Source organism: Acidovorax sp. 93, assembly GCF_003633835.1.
Lineage (GTDB): Bacteria > Pseudomonadota > Gammaproteobacteria > Burkholderiales > Burkholderiaceae_C > Acidovorax > Acidovorax facilis.
Map to the genome: position 1 here is coordinate 3,327,716 of NZ_RBIT01000001.1, position 24,542 is coordinate 3,352,257.

Annotated in this window: 21 protein-coding genes; all 21 read right to left on the minus strand. The window is 58.8% G+C overall.

Features of this window, described 5'->3' with window-relative positions; translation table 11 throughout:
• Positions 1-13: 13 nt before the first annotated feature.
• The 21 genes from C8C93_RS15195 to C8C93_RS15295 all read right to left on the minus strand — a co-directional run bounded on the left by C8C93_RS15195 (position 14) and on the right by C8C93_RS15295 (position 24,431).
• On the minus strand, positions 14-769 hold the full coding sequence (locus tag C8C93_RS15195) for an ABC transporter permease (protein ID WP_121507446.1): 756 nt from the start codon (positions 767-769) through the stop codon (positions 14-16).
• On the minus strand, positions 766-1,704 hold the full coding sequence (locus C8C93_RS15200; RefSeq protein WP_055399246.1) for an ABC transporter ATP-binding protein: 939 nt from the start codon (positions 1,702-1,704) through the stop codon (positions 766-768). Before C8C93_RS15200 ends, C8C93_RS15195 begins: the two co-directional genes overlap by 4 nt.
• Before the next feature lie 58 nt (positions 1,705-1,762).
• A complete protein-coding gene (locus tag C8C93_RS15205; protein WP_055399248.1) occupies positions 1,763-2,035 on the minus strand; it encodes an STAS domain-containing protein in 273 nt (90 codons plus the stop codon).
• 9 nt (positions 2,036-2,044) lie between these two features.
• A complete protein-coding gene (locus C8C93_RS15210; RefSeq protein WP_121507447.1) occupies positions 2,045-2,689 on the minus strand; it encodes a phospholipid-binding protein MlaC in 645 nt (214 codons plus the stop codon).
• Between the two features lie 175 nt (positions 2,690-2,864).
• Positions 2,865-3,659, minus strand: coding sequence for a VacJ family lipoprotein (locus C8C93_RS15215; protein WP_055399252.1), 795 nt, complete (start codon positions 3,657-3,659; stop codon positions 2,865-2,867).
• Positions 3,656-4,144: an outer membrane lipid asymmetry maintenance protein MlaD gene (gene mlaD, locus C8C93_RS15220; protein WP_121507448.1), complete on the minus strand. Its 489-nt coding sequence runs from the start codon at positions 4,142-4,144 to the stop codon at positions 3,656-3,658. The genes C8C93_RS15215 and mlaD overlap by 4 nt, the downstream gene beginning before the upstream one ends.
• Positions 4,145-4,178: 34 nt before the next feature.
• Positions 4,179-4,961 (minus strand): lipid asymmetry maintenance ABC transporter permease subunit MlaE, encoded by a 783-nt coding sequence (mlaE, locus tag C8C93_RS15225; RefSeq protein ID WP_055399256.1) that lies wholly within the window; start codon positions 4,959-4,961, stop codon positions 4,179-4,181.
• Positions 4,958-5,776, minus strand: a complete 819-nt coding sequence (locus tag C8C93_RS15230; RefSeq protein WP_121422427.1) for an ABC transporter ATP-binding protein — start codon at positions 5,774-5,776, stop codon at positions 4,958-4,960. The genes mlaE and C8C93_RS15230 overlap by 4 nt, the downstream gene beginning before the upstream one ends.
• Positions 5,777-6,177: 401 nt before the next feature.
• Complete coding sequence (locus C8C93_RS15235) at positions 6,178-7,656, minus strand: glutamate synthase subunit beta (protein WP_121507449.1); 1,479 nt, start codon at positions 7,654-7,656, stop codon at positions 6,178-6,180.
• A gap of 48 nt (positions 7,657-7,704) precedes the next feature.
• Entirely contained in the window at positions 7,705-12,438 is a 4,734-nt protein-coding gene (locus C8C93_RS15240) for a glutamate synthase-related protein (protein WP_121422425.1), read from the minus strand.
• Positions 12,439-12,618: 180 nt separating this feature from the next.
• Positions 12,619-13,317 carry a transposase gene (locus C8C93_RS15245; protein WP_121507450.1) on the minus strand — a complete coding sequence of 233 codons (699 nt, stop codon included), beginning with the start codon at positions 13,315-13,317 and terminating at the stop codon, positions 12,619-12,621.
• A gap of 84 nt (positions 13,318-13,401) precedes the next feature.
• On the minus strand, positions 13,402-14,358 hold the full coding sequence (locus C8C93_RS15250; RefSeq protein WP_121508816.1) for an SAM-dependent methyltransferase: 957 nt from the start codon (positions 14,356-14,358) through the stop codon (positions 13,402-13,404).
• Complete coding sequence (locus C8C93_RS15255) at positions 14,358-14,987, minus strand: DUF1415 domain-containing protein (protein ID WP_121507451.1); 630 nt, start codon at positions 14,985-14,987, stop codon at positions 14,358-14,360. The genes C8C93_RS15250 and C8C93_RS15255 overlap by 1 nt, the downstream gene beginning before the upstream one ends.
• A gap of 71 nt (positions 14,988-15,058) precedes the next feature.
• On the minus strand, positions 15,059-16,228 hold the full coding sequence (locus tag C8C93_RS15260; RefSeq protein ID WP_121508817.1) for a deoxyguanosinetriphosphate triphosphohydrolase: 1,170 nt from the start codon (positions 16,226-16,228) through the stop codon (positions 15,059-15,061).
• A 73-nt stretch (positions 16,229-16,301) separates the two neighbouring features.
• On the minus strand, positions 16,302-17,405 hold the full coding sequence (gene aroB, locus C8C93_RS15265) for a 3-dehydroquinate synthase (RefSeq protein WP_121507452.1): 1,104 nt from the start codon (positions 17,403-17,405) through the stop codon (positions 16,302-16,304).
• A gap of 425 nt (positions 17,406-17,830) precedes the next feature.
• The gene (locus tag C8C93_RS15270; RefSeq protein ID WP_121507453.1) at positions 17,831-19,363 is read right to left on the minus strand and encodes a putative Ig domain-containing protein; all 1,533 of its coding nucleotides are present in this window, start codon (positions 19,361-19,363) and stop codon (positions 17,831-17,833) included.
• A 23-nt stretch (positions 19,364-19,386) separates the two neighbouring features.
• Positions 19,387-21,528, minus strand: a complete 2,142-nt coding sequence (gene pilQ / locus C8C93_RS15275; RefSeq protein ID WP_121507454.1) for a type IV pilus secretin PilQ — start codon at positions 21,526-21,528, stop codon at positions 19,387-19,389.
• A complete protein-coding gene (locus C8C93_RS15280) occupies positions 21,525-22,067 on the minus strand; it encodes a pilus assembly protein PilP (RefSeq protein WP_121507455.1) in 543 nt (180 codons plus the stop codon). Before C8C93_RS15280 ends, pilQ begins: the two co-directional genes overlap by 4 nt.
• Entirely contained in the window at positions 22,064-22,744 is a 681-nt protein-coding gene (locus tag C8C93_RS15285; RefSeq protein WP_121507456.1) for a type 4a pilus biogenesis protein PilO, read from the minus strand. The genes C8C93_RS15280 and C8C93_RS15285 overlap by 4 nt, the downstream gene beginning before the upstream one ends.
• 2 nt (positions 22,745-22,746) lie before the next feature.
• Complete coding sequence (locus C8C93_RS15290) at positions 22,747-23,355, minus strand: PilN domain-containing protein (RefSeq protein ID WP_121507457.1); 609 nt, start codon at positions 23,353-23,355, stop codon at positions 22,747-22,749.
• Positions 23,352-24,431: a pilus assembly protein PilM gene (locus C8C93_RS15295; protein ID WP_121422415.1), complete on the minus strand. Its 1,080-nt coding sequence runs from the start codon at positions 24,429-24,431 to the stop codon at positions 23,352-23,354. Before C8C93_RS15295 ends, C8C93_RS15290 begins: the two co-directional genes overlap by 4 nt.
• Positions 24,432-24,542 lie beyond the last annotated feature (111 nt).

Consider the following 24,542-nt stretch of genomic DNA (forward strand, 5'->3'; position numbering starts at 1 on the left):
GTTGGGCTCGGAATCAGTTGCGAATTTTGTAGCCGGTGCGCAGCAGGTGCACGGCGAGAAAGCTCACGGCCAGCCAGGCGATGCCCACGATGCTGAGGCTGAGCCAGGGCGAGGTATCGCTCTGGCCAAAGAAGCCATAGCGGAACCCGTCAATCATGTAGAAAAACGGGTTGAGGTGGCTCACGGTCTGCCAGAACGGCGGCAGCGACTGGATGGAATAGAACACGCCCGAGAGGAACGTCATGGGCACGACCACGAAGTTTTGGAACGCGGCGAGCTGATCAAACTTGTCGGCCCACAGCCCGGCAATGAGCCCCAACGTGGCCAGCAGGCCCGCGCCCAGCACCGCAAACACCAGTATCCACAGCGGCGCCGCAAACTCTGGCCGCGCAAAAGCCAGCGTGACGATGAACACACCCAGCCCCACCACCAGCCCGCGCACCATGGACGAGCCCACATAGGCCACAAACCAGGCCCAGTGCGACAGCGGCGTGAGCAGCACAAACACCAGACTGCCCATGATCTTGCTCTGGATCAGGCTCGACGAGCTGTTGGCAAAGGCGTTTTGCAGCACGCTCATCATCACGAGGCCGGGCACCAGAAAGGCGGTGTAGCTGATGCGGTCGTAGACCTTGACGTGGTCTTCGAGCACGTGACCGAAGATCAGCAGGTACAACACGGCCGTGAGCACCGGCGCGGCAACGGTCTGGAAGCTGACCTTCCAGAACCGCAGGACTTCCTTGTAGAACAGGGTCTGCCAGCCGGTCATAGCGCGACACCTTCGAGTGGGATGTTGGACGCAGACGTACCGGACATCACCTGCAAGAACACATCCTCCAGGTCCGGCCTGCGGATCTCCATGTCATGCACCTCTACGCCCGCTACGCGCAGCGCTGCCAGGTGGCTTTCGATCTCTGCGGCGTCGTGCGCGGGCAGTTGCACGATACGACCGGTGACACGCGCCGCCATCGCCAGGGCGGGTGGCAAAGCCGCATCGGTCTTGAACTGCAGGATGCTGCCTGAAGCCGCCTGCAGCAGTTCGCTGGTGCGGTTCAGCGCTACGATCTGGCCGGACTTGAGCATGGCAATGCGGCCACACAGGGCTTCGGCTTCTTCCAGGTAATGCGTGGTCAGCAACACCGTGTGGCCTTCCTTGTTCAGGCGCGCGACAAAGTGCCAAAGGGTCTGGCGCAGCTCCACGTCCACGCCAGCCGTTGGTTCATCGAGCACGATGATGGGCGGCTTGTGCACCAGCGCCTGCGCCACGAGCACGCGGCGCTTCATACCGCCCGAGAGTTGCCGCATGTTGGCGTTGGCCTTGTCGGTAAGGCCCAGGTTCTCCAGCAGCTCGTCGATCCAGGCGTCGTTGTTCTTCACGCCGAAATAGCCGGACTGGATGCGCAGCGATTCGCGCACGTTGAAGAAGGGGTCGAACACCAGTTCCTGCGGCACCACACCGAGCTTGCGGCGCGCCTCGGCAAAGTCGGCCTGCACGTCGCTGCCCTGCACCAGCACACGGCCGCTGCTGGCGCGCGCCAGGCCCGCGAGGATGCTGATCAGGGTGGTTTTACCGGCACCGTTGGGGCCGAGGAGTCCGAAGAACTCGCCCTCCTCAATGTCCAGGTTGACCTGGTTCAGTGCCTGAAAAGGGCCTTTGGGCGTGGCAAAGGTCTTGGAGATGGCTTGGAAGGAGACTGCGGGCATGAAGCCCCTGATTTTACGGCCTTGCCCCGAACTGCGTTATGGCGGAGGGTATGCAGCCTCAGGACACGGGCGTGAGCAAGGTGCCAACGCCGTACAAGCCCGCCATGCCGCGCAGCGCCGTGGGCAACCCCTGCACGGCAAAGGTCTTGCCCACTGACAGCGCCTCACGCCGGCATTCCAGCAGGACGGCCAGGGCCGAGCTGTCAAACACCGTCATCGCGCTCGCATCCACCACCACACCACTTTCACGGTGCACGCGCAGCCCCTGCAGAAGCATCTGCAGGCAGGCTGTGGCCTGGCGGTGGGTCAGCTCGGGGGGGAGAACCAGCATGGAGGAGGCTCAGCCCTTGGCGGTGGAGTTGGCTTTGTTGCGCGCAGCCAGGGTCTCGATCAGGCCATCAATACCCTTGGCGTTGATCTCCTGGGCAAACTGGCCCCGGTAGGTTTCCACCAGCCAGACACCCAGCACATTCAGGTTGTAGATCTTCCAGCCTGCGCCGTCGCCAGGGGTTTTTTCGAGGCGGTAGTCAAGCTGAATGGGGTCGCCACGGCCCACGATTTCGGTGCGCACCAGCACGTCCTTGTCTTCGGGCGCAGCGCGCAACGGCTTGACCTGGATGCTTTGGTCGTTGACCTGCGCCAGCGCACCCGCATAGGTGCGCACCAGCAAGATCTTGAACTCGTCCTGCAGGCGTTTTTGCTGCTCGGGCGTGGCCTGGCGCCAGCCTGGCCCCACGGCAGCGGCAGTCATGCGGCGAAAGTTGACGTTGGGCATCACGGTCTTGTCCACCAGCGCGATCACCTTGGTCAAGTCGCCGCCCTGAATCGCCTTGTCGGACTTCACAGTGTTGAGCACGTCGGTGGACAGGCGCTTGATCATCGCGTCCGGCGCTTCGTCTGCCGCTTGAGCGGCCAGCGGCAAGCCCAGAGATGCCACGGCGGCAGCACACAGTGCCAGGTGGCCCAGGGAACGTCGGTTCATCATGTCCTCTATCCTCTACTTTCTCATTCAGTCATGAGCCGCCATCCGGCATGCCCGTGTTGCATTGTGGTGGCCGCAGAAACAACGCATGCGTCGCGGGCGTTGCGGTGTGCAAGCAAGTGCAACACGATCGCCCGCGCTATGGCCGCCATCGGCGGGCAGCCCCCTGGAAATCACCTCAACGGGGAGGCTCTTGCGGCAGCACGCCGTCGTTGCCGTCTTTGCCATCCGAGCCCTTGCTGTTCTGGGGCTCGCCAGCCTGGCTGCGCACCTGCAGGAAAACGTCCCGCGTGAAGCTGTACTTGTCCAGCGCGGCACTGTCGAGGACGGAGCTTGCCCGCAAAAGATTGGCGCGCGTGTCCACCACTCGCAGTGCATACAGCGTGTTCCGGGCCGAGACCGGGTCCACATAGCTCACCACGTTGCCCTTCATGTCCACCGGGAGCGCAAAGGTGTCGCGCACCGTGGACGGGCCGAGAACCGGCAGCACCAGGTATGGGCCAGTTCCCACGCCCCATCGGCCCAGCGTCAGGCCAAAGTCCTGCTTGTAGCGGTCTATGCCCAGCTCACTGGCGATATCGAGCACCCCGCCGAGACCCATGAAGGTGTTGACATTGACGCGCATGAACGTCGAGGCGGCAGCCTCCGCGCGCAGTTGCAGCACGTTGTTCACAAACGACCAGACATCGCCGATGTTGGCGAAAAAGTTGCTCACCCCCGTGCGCACGGGGGCGGGCGCGATGTCCTGGTAGGCAATCGCTACCGGCTTGAGCACCATGGCATCAACTTGCTCGTTGAAGTTGGTCATGCTCCGGTTGTAGGATTCCAGCGGATCACGCGGGTCGGGATTGGCCACGGTGGCACAGCCCGAAAGCAGCGCACCGGCCAACAGCAGCGCCGAACCGCCCAGCGCACGTGGCAAGCCCTGCTGCTTGGAGCCGGTGGGCAGGGTGGTTGTTTCAAAGTTCTTCATTTCTTGTCACCTGCCCCTGCGGGCTTACCGCCGTCTTCGGCTTTGCTGTAGAGAAACTGTCCAATGAGGTTTTCGAGCACCACGGCAGACTGGGTCGCGGTGACCATGTCGCCCGCAACAAGGTTCTTCTCGTCCGCCCCGGCCTCAATACCGATGTACTGCTCACCCAACAGGCCGCTGGTGAGAATCTTGAGGGAGCTGTCCTTCGGGAAAGCGTAGCGGTTTTCCATCGCCAGCGTCACCCGCGCCTGGTAGGTCTTGTCGTCGAACGTGATGGACTCCACACGCCCGACCACCACGCCCGCACCGCGCACCGCAGCCTGGGGCTTGAGCCCGCCGATGTTGTCAAAACGCGCCGTGATGCGGTAGCCGGACTGGAAATTCAGGCTCAGCAAATTGGCGGACTGGAGCGCCAGAAACACCAGCGCCACGGCACCCAGCATCACGAACAGCCCAACCCAGAGATCGTTTTTGGAGCGTTGCATTGTTTATTTCCTCTTCACTGCCAGCATCGCCAGCTCAGATACTGAACATCAGGGCCGTGAGGACGAAGTCGAGCCCCAGCACGGCCAGGCACGCCATCACCACGGTGCGCGTAGTGGCACGCGACACGCCCTCGGGCGTGGGCTTGGCAGTAAAGCCCTGCAGCAACGCCACAAAGGTGACGGCAACGCCGAACACCACGCTTTTGAGCACCCCGTTGCCCACGTCTTTCCACACGTCAACGCCGCCCTGCGTCTGGCTCCAGAAAGCGCCGGGGTCGATGCCGATCATGAGCACGCCCACGCTCCAGCCACCAATCACCCCCACCGCACTGAACACCGCCGCCAGCAGGGGCATGGTGATCACGCCGGCCCAGAAGCGGGGCGCCAGAATGCGCTGGACGGGGTCCACCGCCATCATTTCCATCGCGCTGAGCTGCTCGCCAGCACGCATCAAACCAATCTCGGCCGTCAGCGACGTGCCCGCCCGCCCCGCAAACAGCAAGGCGGTGACCACGGGCCCCAGCTCCCGCACCAGCGACAGCGTGACCAGAAGACCCAGCGCTTCTGCTGAACCGTAGCGCTGCAGCGTGTAATACCCCTGCAGCCCCAGCACCAGCCCTACAAACAGGCCGGACACTGCGATGATGGCCAGCGAGTAGTTGCCCAGAAAATGCACCTGGTCGCGCACCAGCGAAGGCCGCATGAAGGTGGCACCCACCATCCGCACCAGCCGTACAAAAAGACGCGCGCCCATGCCAATGTCGGCCAGCTTTTGGCGCACGGCAAAACCGACATCGGAGGGGTTGTACCAGCTCACCGTGCACGCCCTCCCACAGGTCCGAAGTCCTGCACCTCGTCAGGGCCAGGGTAATGAAAGGGTACCGGCCCTGTGGGCAAGGCATTGACAAACTGGTGGACCAGGGGGTCCGTGCTGGCACGCACCTCATCTGGCGTGCCCTGAGCAGCCACCACGCCAGCCCCGAGGATGATCACGTGGTCTGCCAGCCGGAAGGTTTCCTCCAGGTCGTGCGAGACCACGATGCTCGTGAGGCCCATTGCATCATTGAGCTGGCGGATCAGCTGCGCCGCCGTACCCAGGGAAATGGGGTCCAGCCCCGCAAAAGGCTCGTCATACATGACCAGCTCCGGGTCCAGCGCAATGGCACGGGCCAGGGCCACCCGCCGGGCCATTCCCCCCGAAATCTCGCTGGGCATGAGATCACGTGCGCCGCGCAGGCCCACGGCATGCAGTTTCATGAGGACCACGTCGCGGATCAGCGCTTCGGAAAGGTCGGTGTGCTCCCTGAGCGGAAAGGCCACATTCTCGAAAACACTCAGGTCAGTGAACAACGCCCCGAACTGGAACAGCATCCCCATCCGGCGACGGACGGCGTACAAGCCAGACGCATCAAGGCGACCCACGTCCTGCCCATCAAACAGGACTTCACCGCCCGAAGCCCGCTGCTGCCCCCCTATCAGGCGCAGCACCGTGGTCTTGCCCCCACCGGAGGCACCCATCAGCGCCGTGACCTTGCCACGCGGCACGGTCAGCGAAACGTCGCGCAGGATGTCGCGGTCTCCGTAGGAGAACGTGACATTGCGCAGTTCGGCAAGGAGGGAGGGGTCAGGCATGCAAAAAAGATTCAGGATTCCGGGTCATCAGTCACCACGCAGTGATTCCTCGGGCCGCAGGAAGCCGCGATGGTAGCTCAAGATGCAAACATACATACATGTATGTTTGCATCTTGAAGCATCTGCATCATGAGATGAATGATCGCTCAGACGCCATACAACCCCGGATTGACAGAACCCTCGATTGTGCCAATAAAGATGCGCAGACGTGGAAGGCGGGGCCATCCACCTGGACTGGCGGGCGCGCGCCGGGTCCAGTCGGTGGCCTCGCCCAAGAATGCGTCCGCCGCCCCTCCCCTCCCAACTGCCAGGGTCATATCCACCGATCGCTTTACGCCCTGACTAACCCGCCATGAAAAACGGCGCCGCAGCGCCGTTTCGATCGCATGTTCCGCAGCCGATCAGCGCGGCAGATCTGAGTAGCCCATGAGGAACTCATCGACTGCACGCGCGGCCTGACGGCCTTCGCGGATGGCCCAGACGACCAGCGACTGACCACGCCGAATGTCGCCAGCAGCGAAAACCTTGGGCACGTTGGTGGCATAACCGCCATCGAAGTCGGTCGTGGCGCGGGCATTGCCCCGGGCATCCTTGTCCACGCCAAAAGCTTCCAGCACGGCAGCCACCGGGCTCACAAAGCCCATGGCCAGCAGCACCAGATCGGCCTTCAGGATCTTCTCAGACCCGGCCACCTCGACCATCTTGCCGTCCTTGAACTCCACACGCACGGTCTTGAGGCCGGTGACCTTGCCCTTTTCGCCGATGAACTCCTTGGTGGAGATGGCGAACTCGCGCTCGCAACCCTCTTCGTGGCTGGAGCTGGTGCGCAGCTTGATCGGCCAGTAAGGCCAGGTCAGCGGGCGGTTTTCCTCTTCGGGCGGCTGGGGCATCAACTCAAACTGGGTGACGCTCACGGCGCCATGGCGGTTGCTGGTACCCACGCAGTCGCTACCGGTGTCGCCGCCACCAATCACGACGACGTGTTTGCCATCGGCGCGCAACTGGCCCTTGAGCTTGTCGCCGGCGTTGACCTTGTTCTGCTGCGGCAAGAACTCCATCGCGAAGTGGATGCCATCGAGGTCACGGCCCGGCACGGGCAGATCGCGCGATTGCTCAGCGCCACCGGTCAGCAGCACGGCATCGAACTCCTTGTTCAACTGCTCGGGCGTGACAGTTTCCTTGGCCCAGTTGGTGACCTTGGAATCTTTGCCCAGTCCGTCCTTGGCGGCGCCCACGAACACGCCGGTGCGGAAGACCACGCCTTCGGCTTCCATCTGCTTGACGCGGCGGTCAATGTGCGACTTCTCCATCTTGAAGTCCGGAATGCCGTAGCGCAGCAGCCCGCCCACGCGGTCGTTCTTTTCAAACAGCGTGACGCTGTGGCCAGCGCGCGCGAGTTGCTGTGCTGCCGCCATACCTGCGGGGCCAGAGCCCACCACGGCCACCTTCTTGCCCGTTTTGTGCTTGGCAACGCGTGGCTGTACCCAGCCCTCCTCCCACGCACGGTCAATGATCGCGTGCTCGATGGACTTGATGCCCACGGCGTCGTCGTTCACATTGAGCACGCAGGCGGCCTCGCAGGGTGCGGGGCAGATGCGGCCGGTGAACTCGGGGAAGTTGTTGGTGCTGTGCAGCACCTCAATCGCGCTCTTCCAGTCCGCGTGGTACACCAAATCGTTGAAGTCCGGAATGATGTTGTTTACCGGGCAGCCGTTGTTGCAGAACGGCGTGCCGCAGTCCATGCAGCGCGCGCCTTGCACCTTGGCCTGGCTTTCATCCAGCCCGATGACAAATTCCTTGTAGTGCTTCAAGCGCTCGGGCACAGGCTTGTAGCCCTCTTCGATGCGCTCGTATTCCATGAAGCCGGTAGTTTTTCCCATGACGATGTCCTTGTCTATGAATGCTGTGCGAAGGTGGGTGACGTCGCCTTACTTGGCGGGTGCCACTTCTTTTTTGGTAGCAGCTACCGCTGGTGTAGCGGACTCCTCCAGCACTTTTCGTTCATAAATTTCAGCCAACGCACGCTTGTACTCGGTCGGGAAGACCTTGACGAACTTGCTGCGCGATGCGGCCCAGTTGTCGAGCAGCTCGCGTGCGCGCTTGCTGCCCGTCCATCGGTTGTGGTCTTCCAGCAGCTTCTTGAGCTGGGCTTCGTCGGTCTGTCCGTTGTGCCAGATCGAGCGCGGCACCGTGGCTTCCTGCTCGGTGGCGGGCAGGATGCGCTCCAGCGTCACCATGGACATGTTGCAGCGGGTGTCGAACTGACCGTCTTCGTCGTACACGTACGCCACGCCGCCGCTCATGCCCGCCGCGAAGTTGCGGCCGGTCTTCCCAAGCACCACCACGGTGCCCCCGGTCATGTATTCGCAACCGTGGTCGCCCGTGCCCTCCACCACGGCGGTGGCGCCCGACAGACGCACGGCGAAACGCTCACCGGCAACGCCGCTGAAGAAGGCTTCGCCCGTGGTGGCGCCGTACATCACGGTGTTGCCAACGATGGTGTTGCGCACGGCGTCACCGCGGAAATCGATGCTGGGGCGCACGACCACGCGGCCTCCCGACAGACCCTTGCCCGTGTAGTCGTTGGCGTCGCCGATCAGGTACAGCGTGATGCCGCGCGTGAGGAACGCACCGAACGACTGGCCGCCCGTGCCTTCGAGCTGGATACGGATGCTATCGTCGGGCAGGCCTTCGGGGTGCACGCGGGTGACAGCGCCGGACAGCATGGCGCCGACCGAGCGGTTCACGTTGCGCGCCACCTCGATGAACTGCACGCGCTCGCCCTTTTCAATGGCGGGCTTGCTGCGCTCGATGAGCTTGCGGTCCAGCGTGTGCTCGATGTTGTGGTCCTGCACGTCCACGTGGAAGCGCGGCACATCGGCGGGCACGTTGGGCTGGGCGAACAGGCGGCTGAAGTCCAGGCCACGTGCCTTCCAGTGTTCCAGTCCCTGGCGCATGTCGAGCAGATCGGTGCGGCCGATCAGGTCGTCGAACTTGCGAATGCCCAGTTGGGCCATGATCTGGCGCACTTCTTCGGCGATGAAGAAGAAATAGTTCACCACGTGCTCGGGCTTGCCCGAGAACTTCTTGCGCAGTTCGGGGTCTTGGGTGGCCACGCCCACGGGGCAGGTGTTCAGGTGGCACTTGCGCATCATGATGCAGCCTTCCACCACCAGCGGTGCCGTGGCAAAGCCGAACTCGTCAGCACCCAGCAGTGCGCCGATGGCGACGTCGCGGCCGGTCTTCATCTGGCCGTCGGCCTGCACACGGATGCGGCCGCGCAGGCGGTTCAGCACCAGCGTCTGCTGGGTTTCGGCCAGGCCGATTTCCCACGGACCGCCCGCGTGCTTGATGGACGACCAGGGCGAAGCGCCCGTGCCGCCGTCATGCCCTGCGATCACCACGTGGTCGCTCTTGCACTTGGCCACGCCTGCGGCGATGGTGCCCACGCCCACTTCAGAGACCAGCTTGACGCTGATGCCTGCGTGCGGTGCCACGTTCTTCAGATCGTGGATCAGCTGGGCCAGATCCTCAATCGAGTAGATGTCGTGGTGCGGCGGGGGCGAGATCAGGCCCACGCCGGGCACGCTGTGGCGCAGCTTGCCGATGTAATTGGAGACCTTGCCACCCGGCAGCTGACCACCCTCGCCGGGCTTGGCACCCTGGGCCATCTTGATCTGGATCTGGTCGGCCGACGACAGGTATTCGGCCGTGACACCAAAGCGGCCCGACGCCACCTGCTTGATGCGGCTGCGCAGCGAGTCGCCGTCCTGCAGGGGCAGGTCGACCTCAACGTTCTCGGCACCAATCACGCTCTTGAGCGTATCGCCCTTCTTGATCGGAATGCCCTTGAGTTCGTTGCGGTAGCGTGCGGCGTCCTCACCACCTTCGCCGGTGTTGCTCTTGCCGCCGATGCGGTTCATGGCCACGGCGAGCGTGGCGTGGGCCTCGGTGGAGATGGAACCCAACGACATGGCGCCCGTGGCGAAGCGCTTGACGATTTCCTTGGCGGGCTCGACTTCGTCGACCGGGATCGCCTTGGCGGGGTCGATCTTGAACTCGAACAGGCCGCGCAGCGTCATGTGGCGCTTGCTCTGGTCGTTGATCAGCTGGGCGTATTCCTTGTACGTGTTCCAGTTGTTGGCGCGCGTGCTGTGCTGCAGCTTGGCAATCGCATCGGGCGTCCACATGTGGTCTTCGCCCCGGGCGCGCCAGGCGTATTCGCCACCGGCGTCCAGCATGGTCTCGAGCACGGGGTCGTCACCAAACGCCGCCTTGTGCATGCGGATGGCTTCTTCGGCGATCTCGAACACGCCGATGCCTTCCACGCGGCTGGCGGTGCCGGTGAAGTACTTGCCCACGGTTTCCGTGTTGAGGCCGATGGCCTCGAACAACTGGGCGCCGCAGTAGCTCATGTAGGTGCTCACACCCATCTTGGACATGATCTTGGACAGGCCCTTGCCGATCGCCTTGACGTAGTTGTAGATGGCCTTGTCGGCCGACAGGTCACCGCCCAGGTCCTTGTGCATCTCGGCCAGGGTTTCCATGGCGAGGTAGGGGTGCACGGCCTCGGCGCCGTAACCCGCCAGCACGGCGAAGTGGTGCACTTCGCGCGCGGTGCCCGTCTCGACCACCAGGCCGGCCGTGGTGCGCAGGCCCGCTCCCACCAAGTGCTGGTGGATGGCGGACAACGCCAGCAGCGCAGGGATTGCCACCTGGGTAGCGCTCACGGCGCGGTCGCTCACGATCAGGATGTTGGCGCCGCCCTTGATGGCATCCACAGCCTGCGCGCACAACGAGGCGAGCTTGGCTTCCACCCCCTCACGGCCCCAGTTCAGTGGGTAGGTGATGTCGATGGTCACGCTCTTGAACTTGCCTTGCGTGTACTTTTCAATGTCGCGCAGCTTGGCCATGCCGGCAAAGTCGAGCACGGGCTGGCTCACTTCGAGCCGCATCGGCGGGTTGACCTGGTTGATGTCCAGCAGGTTCGGCTTGGGTCCGATGAAGCTGTTGAGCGACATCACGATGGCTTCGCGGATCGGATCGATCGGCGGGTTCGTCACCTGGGCGAACAGCTGCTTGAAGTAGTTGTACAGCGGCTTGTTCTTGCCCGACAGCACAGCCAGCGGACTGTCATTGCCCATCGAGCCAATGCCCTCTTCACCATTCTTGGCCATGGGCGCCATCAGGAACTTGATGTCTTCCTGCGTGTAACCGAAGGCCTGCTGGCGGTCGAGCAGCGGCAGATCGGCAGGCTGCGGTGCGGCCACTTGCGCGCCCGCGTCAATGCTGTCGAGCTTGATCCGCAGGTTTTCGATCCACTGCTTGTAGGGCTTGGTGTTGACGATGTTGGCTTTTAGCTCGTCGTCGTCGATCATGCGGCCTTGTTCCAGGTCGATCAGGAACATCTTGCCGGGCTGCAGGCGCCACTTGCGCACGATCTTGTTCTCGGGCACCGGCAACACACCCGACTCGGAGCCCATGATGACCAGATCGTCGTCGGTGATGCAGTAGCGCGAGGGGCGCAGGCCGTTGCGGTCCAGCGTGGCGCCGATCTGGCGACCATCGGTGAACACGATGGAGGCCGGGCCGTCCCAAGGCTCCAGCATGGCAGCGTGGTATTCATAGAAGGCGCGGCGGCGCTCGTCCATGGTGGTGTGCTGCTCCCAGGGCTCGGGGATCATCATCATCACGGCTTGGCTGATGGGGTAGCCGGCCATGGTCAGCAGTTCGAGGCAGTTGTCGAACGTGGCGGTGTCGGACTGGTCGGCGAAGCTGATGGGGTAGAGCTTTTGCAGGTCGGCGGCCAACACCGGCGAGGCCATTACGCCTTCGCGCGCCTTCATCCAGTTGTAGTTGCCCTTGACGGTGTTGATTTCACCGTTGTGCGCCACATAGCGGTAGGGGTGGGCCAGCGGCCACTCGGGGAAGGTGTTGGTGGAGAAACGCTGGTGCACCAGACCGATGGCCGAGACGCAGCGCTCGTCGGACAGGTCCTTGTAGTACACGCCCACCTGGTCGGCCAGCAGCAGGCCCTTGTAGACCACCGTGCGGCTGGACATGGAGGGAACGTAGTATTCCTTGCTGTGCTTGAGCTTGAGGGCCTGGATGTTGGCGCTGGCCGTCTTGCGGATCACGTACAGCTTGCGCTCCAGCGCATCCTGCACGATCACGTCGTTGCCACGGCCGATGAACACCTGGCGCAGGATGGGCTCCTTCTTGCGCACGGTGGGGGACATGGGCATGTCCACATTGACCGGCACATCGCGCCAGCCCAGCAGCACCTGGCCTTCAGCCTTGATGGCGCGCTCCATCTCCTGCTCGCAGGCCAGACGCGAGGCATGCTCCTTAGGCAGGAAGATCATGCCCACACCGTATTCGCCCGCTGCTGGCAAGGTCACGCCTTGCTTGGCCATCTCTTCGCGGTACAGCGCGTCAGGGATCTGGATCAGGATGCCGGCGCCGTCGCCCATCAGCGGGTCGGCACCCACCGCGCCACGGTGGTCGATGTTTTCCAGAATCTTCAGAGCCTGCGTCACGATGTCGTGGCGCTTGATGCCCTTGATGTGGGCCACAAACCCGAGGCCGCAGGCGTCGTGTTCGTTACCCGATGAATACAAACCGTGTTGTTGCAGATGCTGGATCTCGGCAGCCGTGGTCATGGCGCACTCCTATATTTTTCGCAGGGAGTGGAAGATTAGTGCATTGCAACATCTTTTGGCAAGAAAATTAATTAGGGTCAGATTCTTAATTTACGAATGAATATTGAATTTCATTTTTTATTAGGGACATATCAAATTTAATAGCAATTAAACCAACAACAGCAAGCGCTAATGCCATATTTATTCAGACTTTTTGCGAAGCGCCGGCCTACCGGCTTGACCCTGGGTTACCCGGCGCGGTGTGTGCTTTTGCAACTCTTGAACAAATTCTGCGTCGCCCAGCGCCCAACCACTGAGTGCGGATGACGTCAGCACAGTCTGCTCCTGCGAGCCGATGCCCGCCTGCGCCAGCGCGGCGTACGCCGCCTCGCGCGCAAACGGCGTGTTGCCCAGCGCCCAGTACAAAGCATGCGGTGTGAGCAAACGGTCATGGCGCAGTCCCAGCCAATGGGCATGGCTGGACCACGGGTAGTCGCCAGGCTGCGCCACCTGCCCGGCCCGCACCGGGTTCAGATCAAGGTAGATCATGCAAGGCAGGAGATACCGCTCGGGCTGCAGCACCGTGGAACGATAGCGCCCCTCCCACAGGGTGCCCGTACGGGCGTGGCGCCGGTTGAAATACTGCACGTAGCGCCGCCCTACCGCCTGCATCATCTGCGGAAGGCCGTCAGCAGTAGTGGGCGTGGCCAGCAGATGAAAGTGGTTGTCCATCAGCACATAGGCATGCACAGCAACACCAAATTTCTGCGCATTGTCTGCCAGCAGCGAAAGCATAGTCTCGAAGTCTTCGCGGTCCGCGAAGATGCTTTGGCGGTTGTTTCCGCGCTGGATGACGTGGTGCAGATGACCCGGCAGGGTCAGGCGCGGCAGGCGGGCCATGGATGTGGATGGGAGCTAGGGGGAGGATGATCATAAATCCGTCCCCGATTTCTTCTCACCCCGGCAACAACGTACGGCGCGACGTCAGTCCGGCACCAATTCCAGGGCAACCTGGGTATCGCGAGCCTCCGGCTTCAGACCAAAGCGAGCCCCCAGCGCCTTGTCAAGGCCAAACTCTTCCAGAATGGCGCGCAGGCGCTCCGAGGCGCTGCGCTTTTTCTGCCCCGTATAGCGGGCAATGATCAGCTCATTCTTCATGCTGTGCTCCCAGCCTACCAGCTCCGTCACGGTGACCTGGTAGCCACTCGCCTCCAGGTACAGACAGCGCAACACATTGGTGACCTGGCTGCCCAGTTCGCGCGTGTGCAGCGGGTGGCGCCACAGCTCGGCCAAGGGCGTGCGCGACAGCTGCAAGGCCTTGCCCTGCCGCAGGCAGGCGGCCATCTCAGCCTGGCAGCACGGCACCAGCACCATCGCCCGGGCCTGTTTCTGCAGGCCGAAAGCAATGGCATCGTCCGTGGCGGTGTCACAGGCATGCAGGGCGGTGACCACATCGATCCTGGCTGGCAATTCATCTGCACCGGTGGATTCCGCCACCGACACATTCAGGAACGACATGCGTTCAAAGCCCAGCTTCTGCGCCAGCAGGCGGGATTTGTCCACCAACTCGGCGCGCGTTTCCACCCCGTAGATGTGCCCTTGCCCCAGGGCCTTGAAGTACAGGTCGTAAAGGATAAAACCCAGATACGACTTGCCCGCCCCATGGTCTGCGAGCGTCGGCCCCTGGTCGGTGGTGGCAAGCTCTGTGAACAGCGGCTCGATGAAGTTGAACAGGTGGTAGACCTGCTTGAGCTTGCGCCGCGAGTCCTGATTCAGGCGTCCATCGCGCGTGAGGATGTGCAGTTCCTTGAGCAGTTCTATCGACTGGCCCGGCCGCAGTTCGGAAAGCTCCGCAGACTCCGCCTTGGAGGCGGCCGCCTTCGGGCGGGAAACCTGCGGCTGCTGCGCGCGGGCTGCGGAGAGGTCTTTGGTCTTTCTCATCATCGAACGTCCTGATTCGCTTCCGGCAGCGATGGCGTGCCGGCGCTGGGGCCCACATCCAACGCAGACCAGCCCTGCATGCCCAATGCCTGCAGCACCTCAATATTTCGCTCAAAAATTGTTTCCGCCTCCGGAAACACCTCCACGGCGCGGTCGATGCTTTCCTCCCGCAGCAGATGCAGTGTGGGGTAAGGCGAACGGTTGGTGCAGTTGGTCACGTCATCCACATCGGTGCCCGCAAACTGAAACTGGGGGTGAAAACTCGCGATCTGCAGCGTGCCGTCGAGCTCCATGGCCTCCAGCAGTGCCTCCGCATCTCCCAGAAAATCGTTGAAATCAAGAAAATCCTGGAGGCAGTGAGGGAGTATCAGCAAGGTGGTGTCCCGCGCTTCGGCAGGGGTCGCCACCAGGGCGGACAGCTCACTGCGCAGAAGAGCCAGCACGTCCGTCAAGTCTTCGGTCAGCGCGACCACGTAGTGAATCTGTCCTTTGACATGAACACCCTTGGCAAAAGGGCACAGGTTGAGCCCGATCACTGCTCGCTCCAGCCAACGGACGGTGTTGCGAACGAACAAATCGGCAGGCTCCGAAGAGGCCGCCGAGGCCGTAAAGGGGCGGGAGGAAGTCATGAAACGGGCGCACTGGGCGCGAAGAAGTGCGGGGTTGATTTTACCGGGCGCCCTGCCCACCCCCACAGCCGCTAGTCGAAAAGCCGCCGTCCCGTCAGGCGCTCATGCTCCCGCGCTGCAAACCGGTCTGTCATGCCCGCAATGAAATCCGCCACAGCCCTTGCCCGCAGCGGGCCGCAATCCACAGAGGCCTGCTCGGCAAACGCCGCCTTCATTTCTTGGGGGGAGGCCGTGTACGCTCCAAACAGGTCGCGCACGACCTCCTGCGCACGTCCCGTGGTCTCCATGACGCGTGGATGGCGGTACAGGTTTTTAAAGAGGAACTGCTTGAGTTCCAGCGAGCGCGCACGCATGGCATCGCCAAACATCACGAGCGACGGCGATTGGCGCACAGCCTGCACATCAGTGGGCGCGTGCCTGGCCAGCGCTGCCTGCGTGGCATCAATCACGTCATAAACCTGCGCGCTGAGCATGCGCCGTATGGCTTCAAACAACAGGCGCCGCTGCAGGAGCGGCTGCACAAGATCCGGGTACTCGGCCTGGGCCGCAGCGCGGTACTGGTCGAACAGGGGCACGCCCTGCAATTGCGCCAGCGTGATCAGCCCAGAGCGCACGCCGTCATCGATGTCGTGCGCGTTGTAGGCGATTTCATCGGCTAGGTTGCACAGCTGCGCCTCCAGGCTGGGCTGCTCCCGGCGCAAAAACCTTGCACCGACGCCACCGGGCTCTTCCCGCTCCAACTGCTGTGCGTGTTGCCTGGAACAGTGCTTGAGCACGCCTTCACGCGTCTCGAAGGTCAAGTTCAGTCCGTCGTACTGTGGATAACGCTCCTCCAGCTTGTCCACCACCCGCAAACTCTGCAGGTTGTGCTCAAAGCCCCCGTGCTCCGCCATGCACCCATGCAGCGCATCCTGGCCGGCATGTCCAAACGGCGTGTGGCCAAGATCGTGGGCCAACGAGATCGCTTCCACCAGGTCTTCGTTGATGCGCAGTGAGCGAGCGATTGACCGCCCCAATTGGGCGACCTCCAGCGAGTGTGTCAGGCGTGTGCGAAACAGGTCCCCTTCATGGTTGAGAAAGACCTGCGTCTTGTAGACCAATCGCCGAAATGCAGTGGAGTGCACGATCCGGTCTCGATCACGCTGGTATTCGGTCCGCGTGGGTGCCGGTGTTTCGGGGTAGCGCCGCCCCCTGGTCGCAGCAGGGTGGCAGGCGTACGGGGCCAGGTCAGAGATCGGAATCAAAATTGCCGCCAGCGCTTATCTATAAAGCGCAATAGCTATACTATTTATAGCGATTGGTGACAAGCACCTTCTAGGCACAACAGGCATCAATCACTTCGCGCACCAGGCTGTCCGGTGCAGCGCGCACTGCCGCCTTGCCCGGGCCATCGATCACGACAAATCGGATCTCACCGGCTTCGGATTTCTTATCGATGCGCATCAGTTCCAAATAACGGCCGGCATTGTCTGCGGCGTCCAGAAGGGGCCCCTTGGTCGGCAACCCCGCGCGCTGGATCAGCAGATTCAGGCGGGCCACAAACTCGCCGTCCACCAAGCCAAGCCTGCGAGAAAGCTCTGCCGCCATCACCATGCCGGCGCCAACGCCCTCACCGTGCAGCCACACGCCATAACCCATGCCGGCCTCAATGGCGTGCCCAAAGGTATGGCCAAAGTTGAGGATGGCACGAAGGCCCGTCTCTTTTTCATCCTGGCCGACAACCCAGGCCTTGATCTCGCAACTGCGCCGTACAGCGTGCGCCAGGGCGTCGCGGTCGTGCGCGATCAGGGCATCCATATTCCGTTCCAGCCAATCAAAGAAGGCCATGTCCGAGATTGGTCCGTATTTGATGACCTCTGCAAGACCGGCACTGAACTCACGCGCTGGCAACGTATCGAGCACCGCAAGGTCGCACACCACCAACTGCGGCTGGTAGAACGCGCCAATCATGTTCTTGCCCAAAGGGTGGTTGATGGCCGTTTTGCCGCCCACCGAAGAGTCCACTTGGGCCAGCAGCGTGGTGGGCACCTGCACAAAAGGCACACCCCGCATGTAGCTGGCTGCGCCAAAACCCGTCATGTCACCAACGACCCCGCCGCCCAGCGCAAAGATGGTTGTCTTGCGATCGCAACCATTGCTCAGCAGCGCATCAAAAATCAGCTGCAGGGTCTCCCAGTTCTTGAACTCCTCACCATCTGGCAGCTGCAGTTCATGAATCTGCGCATACCGGCCCGCCAGCGCTGCACGCAAAGCCGCTGCATAAAGGGGTGCGACCGTGGTATTACTCACAATCAGCGCCCTGCTTGCGCCGGGCAAGTCGGCATAGGAAGCGGCATTAGCCAAAAGGCCACCGCCAATGAGGATGTGATAGCTACGCTCACCCAGTTCAATGGAGACTTCTTGATCAATCTGGGACATGAAATATTCTTACAGGTTAAATCGCTAGAGGCACCGGCGCGTGCGCCGCGCTTACCCAATTTTGCCTTGGTTCAACGGCCAGCCCAATAAGCTGGAGACTTAAGCCGTTGAGACACAAGCCACGCCAGACTGCAAATTCTTAGTCGCCAGCTTGGTTGTTAGAGGGGATGCCCCTATCCCCATACCTAAGTACTCTTTTGAAGTGCCGAGAGCTGCTAAATGCCCAGCGAATCTTTGAACGCAGGCATTGGCCCGACGCATTTAGCGCAGCAACACCCTTTGCACCGTTCCTGATTGACTCTACGGGCATAGACATACACACCATTTCCCAATAAGAAAACCCCGGCAAGCCGGGGTTAAGATTCGAAGGCACCTAGCAGCAAAGCACTGTCAGGCGCACTTCTAAGCAAGATGCAACTGTTCGGCTATGGGCAGATGTAGTCGACAGGGTCCCCGCCGGGAGGAACAGATCCAGCACTCACGACTGTGATGCTAAACGTCCGCGTCACCTTCGACGCACCCTTTGTGGCAGTCACCAAGAATCTTTGTTCGCCACAGTTAGCCACCTTGGGTGTTCCATTGAGAACCCCGGCAGCACCGGTCGTGCCACTGGTCAGCCAAGAAGGCAGACTGGTGAAACTCCAAGTCACATCGCTTACCGAGGCAACAAACGAGTAGGTAAAACTATTACCAACAGGAATTGTTCCCAACGAGCAAACAGCGGTCGAGTTGCAATCGCCGATTGCAAAGTCTTCCGGCAACCCATTTACCAACTTCAGTTTAACAACAGCCGTTGCAGACCGCTTGTTCTTGTCTACCACAGTTACTGTGGCACGGTAATCACGCTCTTCTGCACTGGTGCTAGCCGTGCCACTCAGCATACCGGTGCTGGCGTCAATAGCCAAACCGGCAGGCAATCCAGTCGCCGACCAAACATAAGGCGGCAATCCCCCACTGACGGTCAGCAACGCCGTAAATGGAACTCCTTTGGTTACGGTGCCCAAATCTACATCGGCAAGTGTCGGCGCACTCGTCAGCGCCTCCAGCACTGAAATTGGCTGAATCGATGTGATCGGGTCAATGATGCCGTTGCTCACATTGTTGTCAAAACGATCCGCCGTCAACTCCAGGAAAATTGCACCAGTTTCAGTGCTGCTAAGCAGAGAGAACGTTGCCACACCGCCGATGGACGGCAGTTGCAAAATGCTGCCACTCTGAGCACCAGAGACCAAACGCGCGCCCTGGGCTGCATCTGTGCCTGACAGAATGCGAACCTGCATGTTGGCCCCCGAGGCACTTGCTGTAGGCTGATTGGCATCATCCATCACAAACGCCTGTATTCCCATCTGATTCAGAAGGCCGTTAGCGTTGTTCTTGGTACCCAGATAACCTGGAATCTGAGCTTCCATACGCACGCTAGCTGGCTTTCCGGTAGTACCGCCCACAGCAATCGTCACACTGGCAGATTTTTGCTGATTGTCACGCGGATCAGTCACAGAGCATGTAATACGCGCGGTTCCAGCCTGATCACCAGCATGAAAGTGAAAGGAGTTTCCACCAGAATTCGCACCCAACGTGATATTTCGATAGGCATTCGGAATTTTTATTTTTCCACCATTCCCATCATCCACTTCCGTTTCATGCTCTGGATCGCCATCCAAATAATAAAGCGACCCAGAATCCAACCCACCAGCCACATTACAGCCAAAGATATCCTCTCCACCAGGTATCAGCACACTACCCTTGCGAGCTTCCACGTATAGGGATGTGGTATAGGGCCGGTATGCACCGATGCCAGGCATAGCGCCTGCAATATTCAATGGCAATTGTGTCTTCTCAGCCCGGAGCGTGATGCTGTAATTTTCCTGGGTCTCGCCCGAACCACCGCTACCACCACCACCACATGCCGACAAGACTGCCGCTAACGCAAGGGTTAAAAATTTAGCATTTTTCAACATTGCTCATCCATTCAATATAAAAATTAGCGAACCGCAGCACGCTCAGTGAGAACCTTCGGTGTAATGAAAATCAACATTTCTTGCTTATTGGCCTGCTTTGTTTTTGTTTTAAACAAATTACCAACACCGGGAATGTCGCCCAAAAATGGCACCTTTGCCTCAGCATCATCCTCGAACAATTCAAAAATCCCACCAATTACGACCGTACCGCCATTTTCAACCAACACCTGGGTTTTAATATGCTTGGTATTAATAGCTCGCACATTCTGAAGAATTTCACCTGGACTATCTTTATTCACATCAAGATCCAAAATGATATTACCCTCTGGTGTTATTTGGGGCAGCACCTCTAGTTTCAAAACTGCTTTCTTAAACGCGATAACCGTTCCACCATTTGGAGCCGTTACGGGATATGGAAACTCAGTTCCTTGCTCAATAGATGCTTTGGTTTGATCAGCTGTCACAACACGGGGGCTGGACACAATCTTACCTTTGCCGTCTGCTTCCATCGCAGATATCTCTAGATTCAAAAATCTGTTGGCTGCCGAGTTGAAAATCGATATAGCAAAGCTAGCCGGATCGAACCCACCTTGGGCTTGCGCAGGAAGATTAACAAAATTACCCAGCGTATTAGTAGCGCCACCAGCACCAGACGAAGCTACTGCATTGCTATAACTAGTACCAAACGCCATGCTGTTGCCACCACCGATGTTGTATCCACCAGTACCACCACGATTAGCACGCAAGTCTGTCCCACCCAACCGAACGCCCAAAGAGCGCCCGAACGTATCGGATGCCTCAACAATTCTCGCTTCAATCATCACTTGCCGAACAGCAACATCCAAGGTCGAGAGCAACTGACGCACTTCTTCCAGTTTACTTGCCGTGTCAGTCACAAAAAGCTGATTGGTTCGGGGTTCCGCAATAGCGCTTCCTCGCTCCGACAGGAATCTATTTGATGTGCCCCCCGATGTGCCACCGCTTGTGGCGGTCAGTTGAGCGACCATATCAACCGCTTTTGCATAATTCATTTGGAACGCTTGCGTCCGAAGCGGCTCCAGTTTTTGAATAGCTAACGCAGCCTCGTAGTCCTTCTTAGTCCTGTCATCAATTTCATCTTTAGGCGCAATCCACAAAACTGTGCCAGATTTACGCATTCCCAGGCCTTTGGCCTCCATTATGATTTGAAGCGCTTGATCCCAAGGCACATCTTTGAGACGCAATGTCAGCGAACCAGTGACCGTATCCGAGGTCACAATATTGAAATTGGTAAAATCAGCAATGACTTGTAGAAGTGATCGAACCTCAATATTCTGAAAATTCAGCGATAGCTTCTCCCCACTATATCCAGGGCCTTGTGTTAGCTTATTCAGGTCGACCTTCTTTTGCCGGATTTCAACTACGAACTGGCTATCACTCTGATACGCGCTATGCTCCCAATCACCAACAGGATCGATGGTCATGCGAACCCGCTCGCCTTGCTGAATGGTGGTAATAGCTTGCACAGGCGTGCCAAAATCACCCACATCCAAACGCCGACGCAGCCCTTCCGGCAATGAGGATTTTAGGAAATCCACCACCAAGCCTTTTCCCTGCTGACGAATATCAACACCCACTTGGCTTGAAGGAAGCATCACCACCACACGCCCAGAGCCATCCGCGCCTCGTCTGAAGTCAACATCTTTCAGTGTCTGAATATCAGAACTAGCAGGATCAGCAAACGCTGGAGCTGACACCGCTTGAGTTGCTGAATTGGCAGACTGCACCGTTCCCAAAGAAATCAGCAGTGATTTCCCTTGAATTTCAGCCTGATAGGAGGTGGATTGCTTAAGATTCAGGACAATGCGGGAGCGGTCACCGGCCTGCACCACATTGACAGATTTAACGTTGCCCTGATTCACTTCAAAAACATTTTTTCCGGTCGCATTGGACGCATCAGGAAAGTCCAAAGCAATGCGAGGAGGCGATTGGATGGAAAATCCTGTTGGCACAGACTTCAGTGGTTCAGAAAAATCAATACGGACCACATCTACACCGTTTTGCACGCTCCCCATTACAGATTGAACTACAACCTGCGCAAACACACTGATGGGTGTCAACACAGCAAATGTCAATCCCACTGCAATTTGACAAATCTTTGATGGATAAATTTTCAGATATTTCATTTCTTGTCCTCTTGCAGATCGAGGGAGGCTGCACGTTCAATCCAATCACCAGTCGCATCTTGAACAATTTCGCGCAACTGAATCGAATTTTCAGTAATTTTCGTTATTCGCCCGTAGTTTTGGCCAATATAGCTCCCAACTCGCACTTGATAAAGTAACTTATCAACTTTTAATAGAGCCGTCGGCGCACCCTTTTTATCAAGACTGCCTACCATCGCCATTACATCCAGCGGATAAGACTCCAGAGGCTCCTTTCGCCTGGCCATCTCTGGGGCAATTAAAGCAGCGTTAGAGGCAGACTGGGTAGACTCTCGTCTCAACGCCTGTGTTAACTTTATAGAGTTGAACGGCTCGACTCCTGAATCCATTGCATAGGTTTGGGGTAAAAATTGCTTGGGCTCAGTCAAAGGGGTTACTTTGGGTTTGGTTGTTGCCCGCAACTCCGACATCCACTGACGCAATTCGTCATCACCCGAAGAAACGCAACCGGACAAGCCAAGAGCAACCGCTATTAATGAAATCAGTTTATGTGACGTCATTTTTTGCCGCCCTTCGCCACCTGCTTTTGAGCCTGAATTTCCTCAGAATCGAGGTACCTAAACGTACGGGCTGTGGCCTCCATAGTTAACGCAGCCCCACCCTTCTCTTTCCCCAATGGGGCAATCGAAATATTGTTTAAAGTAACAATTCGGGACAGGTGCGCGATATCAGATGCAAACGATCCCATATCGTGATATTTTCCAGTCACACGAATTTGAATAGGCAACTCTGCATAGTACTCTTTAACCACCACTTGGCCTGGTCGAAACAAATCAAACTGTAAACTTCTTCCAAGCCCCGCCTGATTGATATCAGAGAGCAACGCTGCCATCTCGGCCTTGCTTGGCAGTTGCTTTTCCAGTTGAATAACGTACTGCTGGACCTGTTCTCGTTGACGCTTTAAAGCTTCTAAACTCACAGCTTTAGTCAATTTTGCTTGATAGTCTTGACGCAGGGTTTGTTCTTTAGCGATCTCTGTTTCAAGTTCGACTTCATACTCATTGATCTTGGCAAACCAGAGGACGGCAGCCACCGCAATGGAAATAAAAAGACATAGCAGAATCTTTGGAGCTACGGGCCACAAAGAGGGGTCTTTGGGATCCAAATTCCGAAACTGCCGAGAAAAATTCTCCTGCAAGGCAGAGAAATCAATATCTTTTTTTGATTTTTTTGCCATGTTTATTTCCCAATCGCGGCGCTAGCCGAGTCTTTGGTTTTTTGTGCTTCACCCGTACGCATCAAACGGAAGCGCAAATTGAACGTGGACACTCGTCGCTGGTCTTTGGACGACAAAGCAATATTGCTCGCAACAATTTCCACCAACTCCGGCTTCGACAGCCAAGGAGTGTTATCGGTCAAATTGCGAAGCATTTCAGAAACACGCTCATTGGATTGGGCAACCCCTTGCATAGCTATTACTTGCTCGGTTTGCTTAATGCTTGTCACATAGGCGCCTTCTGGTATCTGACGCACAAGCTCATTGAGCAAGTGAACAGGGAGATTTCGATCTGACTGAAGATCTTCCACTGCCTTCTGCCTAGCCCGCAAAGCCGCAATTTCGTCTTCTATGGTGGCAATTTCCTTGATTTGTTCTTCAAGGACCTTAATTTCACTCTGAAGAAAAGCATTTCGCTCTTGCTGGGCGGTGATCATCATTTGAAACCACCAATACACGGCGCCAGCGATTGCCAGACCAATCAGAAATGATGCAAACATCGTCGCCTGAAAGGCTTCCTTCCGACGTTTGCGCGCAGCTTCCCGGTGCGGAAGTAAATTGATCAGAATCACTGCAGGAACCTCCGCATGGCCAGACCGCACGAGGTCAGATAGGACGGCGCCTCACGCACCATTTTTTTCAAACGAACGGAACTTCCGATTTCCATACCGTCAAAAGGATTGACTGCGCTGCACGCAAAGCCGGTCTGCTGGGTAACAGCCTCTGTCAGGCCTGGCAGTGGCGCTGAGCCACCTGCAAGCATGATGTGATCAACACGGTTATGGGGTGTACTGGTGAAGAAAAACTGCAAAGCTCGGCCGATCTCCTGGGCCATGCTGTCTACAAACGGCCGCAGCACAGCCGCTTGGTAGTCTTCTGGGAGGTCGCCATTTCGCTTTTTACTTTCCGCCTCTTCCACTGAGAAACCGTATTGACGGACGATCAATTGTGTCAGCTGCGCTCCTCCAAAAGCTTGGTCCCGGTCATAAAGAACTTCTTCGTTGCGGATAACCTGCATGCTGGTGGTAAGTGCTCCCACCTCAAAAAGCGCAACCATTGCGTCGACGCCTTTTTTGGGCAAGGCCTCAATGAGACGCCCCGCAGCCAATCGGGAGGCATGGGATTCAATGTCCACCACCACCGGCTTGAGGCCTGCAGCCTCTGCCAAACCTTGGCGGTCTTGGACCTTCTCTCGCCGAGATGCGGCAATGAGAACATCGACGTCCCCCGGCGCATTTTTGCTGGGGCCGATGACGCAGAAGTCCAAACTCACTTCGTCGAGCGAGAAAGGAATGTACTGATTGGCCTCCGACTCGACTTGAACCTCAAGCTCTTGTTCTGTCATGCCCCCTGGCAGCGTAATCTTCTTGGTGATGACGGCCGATGGCGGCAGTGCCAAGGCGACGTTCTTCGTGCGCGTTCCACTTTTTTTGACCAGGCGGCGCAGTGCGTCCGCAACTTCGTCGAATTTTTCGATGTTGCCATCCGTGATCCAGCCACGCTCCAGCGGTTCGATCGCGCAACGCTCCAGAACCAAGCCGCCTGCCTTATCGCGCCCAAGCTCCACCAGTTTGACACTGGAGGAACTGATGTCGATTCCCAGCAGCGGCGGAGACTGGCGACTGAACAAAGACCCCATTGAGCTCAAGATTGGTCCCCTGTAACTTGCCAAAATGAGGCAACAAAACTTAACACTTCACATGAATGCTATCAGTAAGATAGTTCTCCAGCAAAGATTTTTCCCCGCGTAACACTTGCG

What these genes read in the sequence shown, in the direction of transcription:
- C8C93_RS15195 (WP_121507446.1), bottom strand. Translation starts at nt 769, where the DNA reads ATGACCGGCTGGCAGACCCTGTTCTACAAGGAAGTCCTGCGGTTCTGG.
- C8C93_RS15200 (WP_055399246.1), bottom strand. Translation starts at nt 1,704, where the DNA reads ATGCCCGCAGTCTCCTTCCAAGCCATCTCCAAGACCTTTGCCACGCCC.
- C8C93_RS15205 (WP_055399248.1), bottom strand. Translation starts at nt 2,035, where the DNA reads ATGCTGGTTCTCCCCCCCGAGCTGACCCACCGCCAGGCCACAGCCTGC.
- C8C93_RS15210 (WP_121507447.1), bottom strand. Translation starts at nt 2,689, where the DNA reads ATGATGAACCGACGTTCCCTGGGCCACCTGGCACTGTGTGCTGCCGCC.
- C8C93_RS15215 (WP_055399252.1), bottom strand. Translation starts at nt 3,659, where the DNA reads ATGAAGAACTTTGAAACAACCACCCTGCCCACCGGCTCCAAGCAGCAG.
- mlaD (WP_121507448.1), bottom strand. Translation starts at nt 4,144, where the DNA reads ATGCAACGCTCCAAAAACGATCTCTGGGTTGGGCTGTTCGTGATGCTG.
- C8C93_RS15230 (WP_121422427.1), bottom strand. Translation starts at nt 5,776, where the DNA reads ATGCCTGACCCCTCCCTCCTTGCCGAACTGCGCAATGTCACGTTCTCC.
- C8C93_RS15235 (WP_121507449.1), bottom strand. Translation starts at nt 7,656, where the DNA reads ATGGGAAAAACTACCGGCTTCATGGAATACGAGCGCATCGAAGAGGGC.
- C8C93_RS15240 (WP_121422425.1), bottom strand. Translation starts at nt 12,438, where the DNA reads ATGACCACGGCTGCCGAGATCCAGCATCTGCAACAACACGGTTTGTAT.
- C8C93_RS15245 (WP_121507450.1), bottom strand. Translation starts at nt 13,317, where the DNA reads ATGGCCCGCCTGCCGCGCCTGACCCTGCCGGGTCATCTGCACCACGTC.
- C8C93_RS15250 (WP_121508816.1), bottom strand. Translation starts at nt 14,358, where the DNA reads ATGAGAAAGACCAAAGACCTCTCCGCAGCCCGCGCGCAGCAGCCGCAG.
- C8C93_RS15255 (WP_121507451.1), bottom strand. Translation starts at nt 14,987, where the DNA reads ATGACTTCCTCCCGCCCCTTTACGGCCTCGGCGGCCTCTTCGGAGCCT.
- aroB (WP_121507452.1), bottom strand. Translation starts at nt 17,405, where the DNA reads ATGTCCCAGATTGATCAAGAAGTCTCCATTGAACTGGGTGAGCGTAGC.
- C8C93_RS15270 (WP_121507453.1), bottom strand. Translation starts at nt 19,363, where the DNA reads ATGTTGAAAAATGCTAAATTTTTAACCCTTGCGTTAGCGGCAGTCTTG.
- pilQ (WP_121507454.1), bottom strand. Translation starts at nt 21,528, where the DNA reads ATGAAATATCTGAAAATTTATCCATCAAAGATTTGTCAAATTGCAGTG.
- C8C93_RS15280 (WP_121507455.1), bottom strand. Translation starts at nt 22,067, where the DNA reads ATGACGTCACATAAACTGATTTCATTAATAGCGGTTGCTCTTGGCTTG.
- C8C93_RS15285 (WP_121507456.1), bottom strand. Translation starts at nt 22,744, where the DNA reads ATGGCAAAAAAATCAAAAAAAGATATTGATTTCTCTGCCTTGCAGGAG.